This is a genomic window from Candidatus Kryptoniota bacterium (assembly GCA_036567965.1).
Lineage (GTDB): Bacteria > Bacteroidota > Ignavibacteria > Kryptoniales > JAKASW01 > JAKASW01.
The window spans coordinates 131914-143143 of record DATCTN010000008.1 but is presented as its reverse complement, the minus strand read 5'-3'; the positions used below and the strand labels follow the sequence as shown (position 1 = coordinate 143143).

6 protein-coding genes, 1 tRNA gene and 1 CRISPR repeat array are annotated in these 11230 nt (G+C 51.7%); of the genes, 2 read left to right on the top strand and 5 right to left on the bottom strand.

Annotation, left to right across the window (positions count from 1 at the left end):
- Position 1: 1 nt before the first annotated feature.
- Positions 2–893: direct repeats of the CRISPR family, unit length 26 nt; unit sequence CCCCGTGCGGGCGCGTGGATTGAAAC.
- Between the two features lie 457 nt (positions 894–1350).
- Both VIS48_03590 and VIS48_03585 read left to right on the top strand, forming a co-directional pair.
- Positions 1351–2601, top strand: coding sequence for a tetratricopeptide repeat protein (locus tag VIS48_03590; GenBank protein ID HEY9165225.1), 1251 nt, complete (start codon positions 1351–1353; stop codon positions 2599–2601).
- A gap of 385 nt (positions 2602–2986) precedes the next feature.
- Positions 2987–5074: a VWA domain-containing protein gene (locus tag VIS48_03585; protein ID HEY9165224.1), complete on the top strand. Its 2088-nt coding sequence runs from the start codon at positions 2987–2989 to the stop codon at positions 5072–5074.
- Between the two features lie 322 nt (positions 5075–5396).
- Here VIS48_03585 and VIS48_03580 read toward each other — a convergent pair whose 3' ends face one another.
- The 5 genes from VIS48_03580 to VIS48_03560 form a co-directional block, all read right to left on the bottom strand.
- On the bottom strand, positions 5397–6038 hold the full coding sequence (locus tag VIS48_03580) for a sterol desaturase family protein (GenBank protein ID HEY9165223.1): 642 nt from the start codon (positions 6036–6038) through the stop codon (positions 5397–5399).
- Between the two features lie 139 nt (positions 6039–6177).
- Positions 6178–6465, bottom strand: coding sequence for a hypothetical protein (locus VIS48_03575; GenBank protein HEY9165222.1), 288 nt, complete (start codon positions 6463–6465; stop codon positions 6178–6180).
- A 191-nt stretch (positions 6466–6656) separates the two neighbouring features.
- Positions 6657–6731 (bottom strand) — tRNA-Val (locus tag VIS48_03570).
- A gap of 285 nt (positions 6732–7016) precedes the next feature.
- Positions 7017–8840, bottom strand: coding sequence for a bifunctional homocysteine S-methyltransferase/methylenetetrahydrofolate reductase (locus VIS48_03565; GenBank protein HEY9165221.1), 1824 nt, complete (start codon positions 8838–8840; stop codon positions 7017–7019).
- A 180-nt stretch (positions 8841–9020) separates the two neighbouring features.
- Positions 9021–10886: a T9SS type A sorting domain-containing protein gene (locus tag VIS48_03560; GenBank protein HEY9165220.1), complete on the bottom strand. Its 1866-nt coding sequence runs from the start codon at positions 10884–10886 to the stop codon at positions 9021–9023.
- Positions 10887–11230: the final 344 nt, after the last annotated feature.

Sequence of the window (11230 nt, the reverse complement as noted above, 5' to 3'; positions counted from 1 at the left end):
GCCCCGTGCGGGCGCGTGGATTGAAACATACTCGATAAGGTCGAAAGGTGCGATCGATATTAGTCGCGCCCCGTGCGGGCGCGTGGATTGAAACCCTGTCGACCTGGGCCCAGCAACAGCGAAATCAGGTCGCGCCCCGTGCGGGCGCGTGGATTGAAACGCGGTTAACGCGGTGAGCATTTTGTCGGATGCAAGTCGCGCCCCGTGCGGGCGCGTGGATTGAAACCCAGATGAGATGAAACAATGGGTAAAACTTCGAAGTCGCGCCCCGTGCGGGCGCGTGGATTGAAACCCGCTAAATCCCGTGGTTTTTGCGGCTTTTGAAAGTCGCGCCCCGTGCGGGCGCGTGGATTGAAACAATGGGTGGAAGGGAACACCCCCTGGATCTCATAGAGTCGCGCCCCGTGCGGGCGCGTGGATTGAAACTTTAACAAGTGGCATTTGACGATCATCTCCGGCGCGTCGCGCCCCGTGCGGGCGCGTGGATTGAAACCGGTCCTTGCCACAAACGCGACGCCAAATTTTGTGTCGCGCCCCGTGCGGGCGCGTGGATTGAAACGGTATCTCCGATTCCCAAAATCCATTTTGTGCCGAGGTCGCGCCCCGTGCGGGCGCGTGGATTGAAACGACGAGCTGACAAATATTCCCTGGATTTGTTACGGTCGCGCCCCGTGCGGGCGCGTGGATTGAAACATGGGCGATGTCTAGCGGGAAGAAGGCCCTGCGAGTCGCGCCCCGTGCGGGCGCGTGGATTGAAACCCTTCATGGACACTCACATGCTGAATGGCATGACGGTCGCGCCCCGTGCGGGCGCGTGGATTGAAACATTCCCGTCCCGATGCCCCCCGTTGTTTTGGGAGCGTCGCGCCCCATGTGGGCGCGTGGATTGAAACTATAAGCGGTACGGAATCTTTCCTTGCCGCGGGCGCGCCGACTTACACGGGAACGACGACTTGCAGCTTACGTTGCGAGGGTTTCAAGAAGTTCAAAGCATATCTGGAATTGGATGTCGAACGTCGCCAAGATTAACTTCCCGGGGCTGAATTCTTCCCTCATCTTTGCGATATTTCCAACAAGGTGGAACTGTGGCGGCTATCTACATAATCATAATAATACTTGTCAGCGCCTCGGCTTATTTTATTGCGTCGAGCTTCTCAAAGGGGAAAAAGAAATAGACTATGCACTTCGTCAGGGTGTCCGCTTACGTTCGATCACAGCTGCCTTGCTTATTTCTCTGGCCATATTGGGTCGTCTTTGCTGCGGCCGCTCCTCTCGATGTTTAAAGCGATGCTCGACGCGCGGGTGTTACTCGTGGAGATAAATCGGTGAAATCAATGAAAGGGCATGCATATGAAAAAGTCGTTTCTAGTTTGGTTCGTGCTTGGCGTCGGCATCTTCCTGACCAGCGAGGATACTTCGTTTTCTCAGACGTCGAATTACGAAAAGGCGCTCTCGTACTATAGCCAGAATAAACTCGATCAGGCGTTGCCCTATTTCGAGGAGGCAGTGGCGGAACAAAAGGGGAATCCGGATGTTTACGCCTGGCTGGCGGAGACTTTGAGACGGCTCAACAGGAAGCCAGAAGCAATCACAGCTGCGCGAAAGGCGCTCGCCCTGAATCCATGCAACAGTTTTGCTCATGAAGTCATTTCGGATCTCGAAAACCCAATGTACGGGGAATGGGAGGAAGCGAACGAAGACTCAAGCTGGATCCACCTGAAGGAAGCGGTTAGATGCGATTCGTCAGATGGAAATGCATGGATAGATTTGTGGATCGCGGGGATCAAGCGGCAGAACATATTGCTTATGGATGAATCGGCGCGACGAATGGTGGAAACAGGCTTTATGACTCATACGATACTTTCGTACGCGAGGTGGTTTCTCCGTGCCCTTCCGCCGGACGCGGTACTCATCACGAATGGAGATATGGATACGTTTCCCCTTTCGGCTGTACAGGTGTCGGAGGGTTTCCGGAAGGATGTCGCCGTTGTAAACCGGAGTCTTCTCAATACTTCATGGTACGCCAGATTTGTTCGCGACATTGAAAAGGTTCCGCTCCCCTATAATGACAACGCGCTCGACACTCTGACGGCTGTCAGGGATTCTTCAGGCAATATCCGGACAGTCTCCGATGGCATCCTTCAGGCATGGCTCAGAGAGAAACGGGAGGGAACATTCTCGCGGCCGCTGGCTGTCGCCTGCACAGCGGAACCGGGATTTCTAACGTCAGATTCAACTCATATGACTTTTGCGGGACCTTTTTATATTTGGACTGCCGGTCAGCGGGCAACAAGCTTAGACACATCGTTTGCACTCGCCAGCTTCGACGATGTCCAACCCGAGGAATTCGAGGGGATGTGGGCGAGTATGCAGGACAGGAGCTCAGTTCGTATATCCAGCACGAAGACCAATGTGATGAACGTTCTTTATGTTGCCTCTATGCTGTCGAGAGCCATGATGGATGCCCGCAGAAATGATGCGGCTCTTCACTGGCTCACGTGGGCTGAAAAGTTGAACAATGCTTGTGAACTCGGACCGGTTTACACCAAGTATATCGACGAGATCAAGTCTGAGCTGAAAGAAGCGAGAGATCAAAAATAGAAGGACTCGAGTTCAACCTGGGTGGCGTACCAGATTTGTTGCTCTCCAAAGTCCCCGATGGAATGTTGCGTGACACGCTGACTCTCACCGGCTTGTTTAGGAAGACTTCAGCAGGCATTCATCGAACTGGGACACGACTAAAAACTTGACATTTTACATTCCGCCTGTTACCTTTTCGCAGGTAGAAGGGCTTGCGGTAGTAATAGGGAGATTTCGCGAGGGCTACTGCTGGATGACCTGAATACAGCAAGAACAACGTGGGCTGATTTGTAATGTATTCAATCTGATTCGAGAACTGCCGCCATTGCGAGCATAACTCGCAGATATTTCCTTTCTGCTCAAAAGGAAGAATGCGGCAGAAGACAAAAATTTTTGGGAGGCTGTAATGAAGAGAACGCTGCTCGCAATCGTCCTTCTCGGATTCCTTGCTCCGTACGCATACTCGAACGGAGTCGGAATCATCGACGCGCAAAATGCTGTTTATCTCCGTCTCGATTCTTCATCAGTAAAAGTGTCCGTTCTTAGCCAGATCTCGATTACTACGACGACCCAGTACTTCACAAACACACACGCAGGTACTCTTGTGAAGTACGCATTTCCTCTCTCCGAATCCGCAAGCGCGACACAGCTGCGGTACATGCTGAATGGGAACTGGTACTATGCCGGCGTGGCAGGTACCAGCCAGGACACCACTCTTCCGGGTGGAGGGACGCCTGACGCGAACCTTATCTCATATCTTGGGGGCACGCCTCTTTATTATTCCATTCCTGATACTATACAGCAAGATTCCAGCATCGCTGTCGAACTAACCTACGTCGAGCTTCTACCGTACTCCTTCGGCAACGTGGATTATTCCTACCCTGCGGATTACCACCTGATCCAGTCTACTTCGATAGATGTCCAGAGATTCGAGTTCCATCTTAGCTCACCGCGCACCATCGACAGCATCAAAGTGATGAGCGGCCAGGTGGTGGACATGCTTGTTACCTATGGCGACAGTGCGATCGTCCGGATTGTTCTTCACGAATCGGCTGCTAATTCAAATTATTTGGTCCGTTACTCACTTAACGCGCACGAGCTTGGGCTGTTCGCATTCAGTTCCGAGCTGCCGGACACGCTCGTCCCGGATTCACTTGGAAACGGGTTCCTGACCTTCATAGCGGAACCGGATCCGTCCGCGACAACGGAAACCATATCGAAGGTTTTCACTCTGATCATTGACAGGTCTGGAAGCATGACCGGCACCAAGATCGATCAGGCGAAAGCGGCCGCGACATTCATCGTTAATAACCTGAACGAAGGCGACAGGTTCAACCTCATCGATTTCGATGACGTCATCACATGTTTCAGGCCCGGTCATGTTCTCTACACTCCGCAGACGAGGGACTCCGCGCTTGCGTATATCGCATCATTGTATGCACGCAACATGACGAGCATTTCAGGAGCATTCTCAGCTGCGGTACCGCAATTTGCAGCCGCCAACGACAGCACCGCGAATATTATCATCTTCCTCACCGACGGCCAGCCGACCTGGGACATCACCGACATAAATCAACTGGTCCCGTTCGTCGATTCGCTGATCATCCGGACCGAAACAAATATTTATCTCTTCTGCTTTGGCATCGGTGATGATGCGAACCAGCAGCTCCTTTCCCTTCTCTCGTCTCAGAACCGCGGGTTCGCGCAGTTCCTCGGCGACGACGAGCTGTACTCGACGATTACTAATTTCTATATGTCGATTCGGAACCCGGTTCTTCTTGATAGTCATATTGCGTTCGATCCGCCGGTCATTTCCGAGACTTTTCCCGATTCGCTCCCGAATCTTTACAAGGGGAAGCAAATGATAGTGGCGGGGCGGTACAGTTTGCCGCAAACAGTGAAGGTTACTCTAAGCGGAACTGCGCTCGGTCATGCAGTGAACTACAGTTATAACATTCCGCTTTCCGATTCGCAGGTGGTGAATTACCAGTTCCTGCCCAAAGTGTGGGCGAAACAGAAGATAGAAGCGCTCCTCATCAGGTATTACGCGGCCGCTTCCGGTTCTGAACAGGCAATCGCGCTGAAGAACCAGATCGTTGCGCTCAGCCAGGCGTACGGGGTTATAAGTCCGTTTACAAGCTTTAAAGGAAGCGGCGGCGGTACCGGCGTGGTTGAGGTTAAGAGCCACCGACCTCCCATCAGCGGCGCGGCGTCTTTCGAACTGATGGGGAATTACCCGAACCCATTCAACCCGTCCACATCAATCAGGCTGCGGTTGAATACGAACTATACGGGCAACATCGACATTCGAATCTATAACGTTCTAGGTCAGCTTGTCAGGACGCTTCACCTTCAGGTGAGCGGACCGGGTGTCTACGATGTCTACTGGGACGGCCTCTCGTGGAACGGTAAGAGCCTTCCGAGCGGTATTTATCTTTATGCCGTCGATTTCAAGAATACGATTCTCGTCGGCAAGATGAACCTCTTGAAATGAATTGAACCAAGGGCGCCGCTGTGTATTGCGGCGCTCTTTCTTCTCTGTCATCCTGGACTCATTTCAGGATCTATTTCAAACGAAACCCGGCTGAGAAGAGGCAGCAGCGCGGGCAAACGTTCGGTTGCCGAAGCGAGTTCGGCATGACAGTCTGGTCGTGGTTTGTTGGGGCTTTTCCCCCTTTCTCATCCTGAATTTAATTCAGGGGCTGATTCAGGGTATTACGCTTACTCGTTGTGCGCGAAAAAAAAGCGGCGCTGGTGCGCCGCCTTATTATGAATGTAACTTGGTTAAGTCACATGCCAACAATTTATTTAAAGGTTTATCTATCTACCTTTACCGTCTCCTGTTGTGGCTTCCTCATATATGTTCCGAAAACAAAATCCCATAACGGAGAACTCACTCCGTAATTCCCGTCAGGATCCATGTAGTGGTGCCGCATGTGCTGCTGCTTCAGGTAAAGTCCCACCTTCCCTTTTAATCCGAAATGGTGAACGGCGTAGTGAGTTAGGTCGTATGACAAGTAGCCCAATATGAATCCCGCGAAGAATGGTGGGAGATAATGAGCGCCCAGAATATTCTGGAAAACAAAATAGAACAACACGGCGAGCGGAATGCTCACAATCGGGGGCATCACCAATCGTGTTGAATCATTCGGATAATCATGGTGTACACCATGGAACATGAAATGAATTTGCTTCCCGAACGTGCTCTTCGGCATGAAATGGAACACATAACGATGGAGTGTGTATTCAGTCAGACTCCAGACTAGAATTCCAAACAAAAGTAGCGGAAGAACATAGTATAGACTAATGTCGGTGACGATTGCCCTATAAAACATATAAGCGACAACCGGAAAATAAATTATGGCCGGAACGGCGGGGTGCACATGCGAAAAGAGTTCCAGGAACCCGTTCTTGAACATTCGAACAGATTGATCTTGGTTTGATACGTATCGCTTCATCGCTCTCTCCTGTTATGTAATTCCTGACGTTGAAACAGCAGAAACATCCTGCTATTCTCATAAACGCCGATAACGCCGGGAAAATTCCCGGGCTCCGGGCTTCCAGATGTTCAGTGATTCGATCCCCGAAAAGCCGGGCTTACTCTTTTTCGGCTTTTGCGTTGTAGACGATCTTCCTGATCGTGTCGAATCGCAGGTACGGGTATTCGTCCTGGATCTTCTCGATTGCGTCGCCTACGCTCATGTAATTCCGTAAATCCTTGAAACGCCGCTTGATCTGGTAGTCTCTCACGGCCTTGTAGTCCAGAAGATTGTTCTCTATGAGCTTCTCGTAAAGCTCGTCGCTAAGAAGATCGCTCAACGGGTTCTCGATCTGCTTCTTCTGAACCTTTTTGCGTTCCGAGGGGAGTCCGCTGATCTTTTCCATTTTTCCTTACCTGTTTTAGTGAGACTCGTTTTCGTGAATCAATATCAAAGTCTCGCTTTCCCCTCCATTTGTGTCACAATTCGTTTTTCTTTTCGCTCATTGCAGACCTGAAAACTTCATAAACTAAGACGCCTTCGACGGTGAAAAGTTACTCCACAACAAATTCCAGTCGTAACGCGCATCCGGTATTGTGGGCTCTACTGGACTCGAACCAGCGACCTCCTGCGTGTGAAGCAGGCGCTCTGAACCAGCTGAGCTAAGAGCCCAAGAGGGTCACCTCGTAGACCAGCAGGAACCCGATCGAAACACCGAAAAAGCCTTCGAAAGAACCTCGAGACTCAGCTTTCTGCAAACCTGCGAATCCGAGCACTATACACTCTTCGAAGTTGTCCCTTGAATCGATCTTCTGCCCTTTGGATGATTAATCTAACAAGAGGACAGGAATTAAGCAAATCGTTACTTGCTGTACGTCACTCGCCCCTATTTGGTGACTCAACAGACCGGCAATCCGGAGTGTTTCCCTAGCATTGAACTGTTGTGATATCCGACGATTATACGGCTGCTTTTTCGAGGACCCTTATTGCGACATCGTACTTCTTGAACGGTGGAAGCAGGTACGCGCCGGCGACAGACTTTTTTACCTCCCTCAGGATGTCAGCCGAAATTTCAATACCGGTCTCGGTCGCCTTCTCTCCGCTAGATCTCATTTTCTCCCTGATCCTGGCGGGGATGCTTATCCCGGGAATCTCATGATGGAGGAACTCGGCATGTTTAAAACTCCTGAGCGGGAGTACACCGAGTATCACGGGTGTGTGCATCGGCTCGACTGCCTTCATGAATTTGGTAAATGTCTCCATCTCGTAGATCGGCTGTGTGACGATCACATCGGCTCCCGATTCGACCTTTTGGGCGAGTTTGTCGATTTCATACGCGAAGTCGTCAGCCGAAGGGTTCGCCGCGCAAGCAATCATGAACGAGGTCGACTCACCGATGGGGTTACCCATGGAATCGCGCCCGCAGTTCATGCTCTTGACGATCTTTATCAGACCGATGGAATCGATGTCGAACACCGATTTCGCCTGTGGCAGATCGCCGATCTTTGCCGGATCGCCGGTGATGACAAGAATGTTCCTGAGATTCAGAGCATGAGCGCCGAGCAAATCGGCCTGCAACCCGATCATGTTTCGATCACGCGTGGTGAGATGCGTGATCGCTTCTATCCCTGTTTCGGTCTGGACTCGATGTGAAATGACGAGCGGACTCATCCTGATCCTCGCGCGGGCACCGTCGGTGATGTGAACAGCGTCGATTCCGTTCTCTTTGCAGAACCTTGCTCCCTCGATAACGCTTGAGATGTCGAGACCGCGTGGAATATCGAGTTCGACTGTGGCGACAAATTTTTTTCCGATCTTTTCCGACAGTGCCGACTTTGAAGGCGGCTTTGTTTCGACAGCGATCTCGCCGGGCACCACCCGCTTCCTGACAGCAATCGGCTTCCTCTCAATTTTCACTCCGCGAACCGCTTCGGCAATTGCGCGAATATGCGAAGGCGTAGATCCACAGCACGCACCGATGATCGTGACGCCCGCTTCCACAAGCTGCTTGGCGTATGTCGCAAGATATTCCGGAGTGGCGTGATAAATCGATCTTCCGTCGACGAGAGTCGGTATTCCGGCGGCGGGCTGCGCGGACAGGATTACGTCTTCCGAGTAAATCGACTTTATAATTCCATACATTCTCTGCGGGCCGACAGTGCAATTGGAGCCGACGACATCAACACCCTTCGATTTAATGTGTCTCACAACTTCCACCGGAAAGTCGGTCGAGAGTATCGCCCCGTCCTCTGAGAACGTCTTCTGCGCGACGATCGGGATGTCTTTGGAAACTTCCTTTGCTGCATCGATCGCCTCGTCGAGTTCGTTCAGGTCCAGAAATGTTTCCAGGATCAGGAGATCGACGCCGCCTTTCACGAGGAGCTCGATCTGTTCCTTGAACACCGCTCTCACCTGGCTCCTCGTCGTTTTGCCAAGAGGTTCGAGGAGCCGGCCGCTCGGCCCCACAGCACCTGCCACGTACACGTTGTCCTCAGCGGCACGCTTCGCGATTTCTACACCCGCTGTGTTTATCTCCTTTAACTTGTCGGCAAGGTGGTACGCTTCCAGGCGCATCCTGTTCCCGGAGAACGTATTTGTCTCTATGATCTCGGCGCCGGCTTCGATATACTCGCGGTGCGCCCGCTCGACTATGTCAGGGTTCTTTATGTTTTGTATTTCAGGCGGCTTCTCGTCGTACTCGTAAAGCTCGAATAGCGTTCCCATCGCGCCGTCGCATACGATGACGCCGTCCTTCAATCTGTCCCGGAAAGGCTTTTTCATTATGAAATCATCTGAAATTAGATTCTACAAAGTTAGAAATTTCCAGGAGGAATTCAAAAGAAGGTAACGTGAAAGTTGCGGCTGAGGTCGGGAACCGGTTTAACCTGCTTGACTGCGACTCACCTTTTGTGATACCTTCACGCGAATACGTCAATCGAAGGTGAGTCGCAGTGGCCTATCCTATTTTGTGAGGAGCATCTTCTTTGTTATCGTAAAGCCGGGAGTACTCAATCTGTAAAAGTACATACCGCTCGCGTAGTTCGATCCGTCGAAGCTCGCCACGTGGTGCCCGGCATTCTGCTCGCCATCTACAAGTGTCTCTATTTTTCTTCCGAGCACGTCATAAATAGCCAGCACGATGTGACTCCGGAGCGGAACGTCGTAACCGATGACCGTCGCGGGGTTGAATGGGTTGGGATAATTCTGGTCGAGCCGGTAAGTGGCAGGCGCGACGGGATGGCCTGCGACTGCCGTAATGGACGGCGAGACTGCGGACGAGGTAAATGCGTACTGTGCCCACTTCGCGTAGTACAGGAGAATGCTGACACTCGAAATGTAATTGATCCCCTCGGCACCGACGGTCGCGATAACAACCTCCGCCGTGTCATTGAGATTCATCTCTATAGGTCCGTGGACCAGTATGATCCTGCGCCCACTCGGCGTATTATATTTTCCGTCGACAAACCCTGACCGCGTAACGGGATTCCCTCCAAAAACGTAGTTCATCTGGTAATTGTAAGGAGGCGGAAACCCGCTGTAAAGCGGAGCGAAAGCTGGATATTGGGGCAATGGGAGTGCTCCCCTGAAAAGATTAAACATCTGACACGTCCCGTCATAAGATCCCAGGTCGGGATCCGATATGTTTGTTCCGTCCCAGAACGACCAGAACTCAGTCATCGGAACGTTATAGAAGTATTTGTACCCCCTTCTCCACTTGAGGTCGATGATCGCCGAATCGGATAAGTTACCTGTCGCGCGAGCGCTGCCATTGACGATCACGTATCCCCCTGCTGGCGGAGCGAGCCCAAGAGGCGAGTACACACGGTCACTGTCGACGCCGTTGTAAACAAACCCGATATTCATGGTAGAGTCACATCCCGCCAGATCGTTCCCGCCGTCTCCGTCGTCGACGTCCGACCACTGCGCTATGTACATGCTGTCGATGTGTGCGTTCGCCGTAGTCGATGTGGTGCCTTTGTAAATGAGTTTCACTTGCTTGTAAAACATATTGTCGAGCTCTTTGTAATCAGTCGAGGGCCATGTCCATTCGGTTATCTGCTCCTCTATTCCGATGGGCGGTGAACCATACAATGTCCATGTGACGCCGGGATTTAGATCGTTCGCAACCAGCCATATTGTCTGGGCAGCTCCATCGATCCCCGGTACGTCTACATCAGACTCATATTTTCCGTCTCCGTTTACGTCGACATACGGAGCACCTCGATCTGCCGGCCAGTTCTCCCAGTCGCTCGCGTAGTTTGACCTCAGCGAGTCGATCTGTGATCCTGTTACTTCCGTCAAATCTTCCTGAAAGTAAGCGGCAGCATCCTGTGTCAGTTCTGCTGTCGCATAATCGGGCCGGACCCTCCACACTTTATTCACAGCCGGATTCCCGGCGTCTTCAGGTCCGATTACCTTTCCATCGCTTCCGACGAGTATCTTCCCCGGCTGCATGCCGGTAGGGTAAGTGGTTCCTCCGATTCTGAGAATTGGAGATGAGCCGTCGCTTACAAGTCCGCCGAATACGATCCCGTCCTGGAACACGAATCCGGCATTGACACCTTTCGGAAAAGCGCCGTTAAAACTGCCGTTGATGATTGGTGGAAATAGTGCGTCGGCCTGCACCCAACTTGTCAGATTGTTTGCATCGATAAGTGTGAGACTCTGACCAGCAACTGATTGGGCGCGGCGCGCTTTTTTCTCATCACCGCGAATCCCCGATGCGAATGCGAATTGAAAACATGAAAGCGCAATCAAAATGATTAGACCGATAACGCTCAACCGATCCAGGTTGCGGCTGTTAAGTAATTCACGATATGTTCCCATGATCTATCTCGATATTTATTCGGCGTTCTCGCATACTCTCCGAATCGAGACGCGGTGAACCTTCTAGCTGAATATTAGCAAAAGGCAAATTTCGCGTCAAGTCGGTGTGGGCTACTTTCAAAGAGGTGTGATATCGACAAATTCTCTCACTGTCATTCCCGCGTGCTTTTAGCGGGAATCTGTTTCCATTTCCGCTCTGGATTCCCGATAGGAGCGTTCGGGAATGACAATTGTGTTTGTTTTGAACGCGGTTGAGTATTCAACGATGGGACATTTCAGTAGCGTCGAAGAAGCCCACTACCGTCAAGTCGTGATGCGAAGCGCCTCGCTCCATTCTTAATTTT

Coding starts and splice junctions, on each gene's coding strand:
- VIS48_03585 (HEY9165224.1), top strand. CDS start 2,987: ATGAAGAGAACGCTGCTCGCAATCGTCCTTCTCGGATTCCTTGCTCCG.
- VIS48_03580 (HEY9165223.1), bottom strand. CDS start 6,038: ATGAAGCGATACGTATCAAACCAAGATCAATCTGTTCGAATGTTCAAG.
- VIS48_03565 (HEY9165221.1), bottom strand. CDS start 8,840: ATGAAAAAGCCTTTCCGGGACAGATTGAAGGACGGCGTCATCGTATGC.
- VIS48_03575 (HEY9165222.1), bottom strand. CDS start 6,465: ATGGAAAAGATCAGCGGACTCCCCTCGGAACGCAAAAAGGTTCAGAAG.
- VIS48_03590 (HEY9165225.1), top strand. CDS start 1,351: ATGAAAAAGTCGTTTCTAGTTTGGTTCGTGCTTGGCGTCGGCATCTTC.
- VIS48_03560 (HEY9165220.1), bottom strand. CDS start 10,886: ATGGGAACATATCGTGAATTACTTAACAGCCGCAACCTGGATCGGTTG.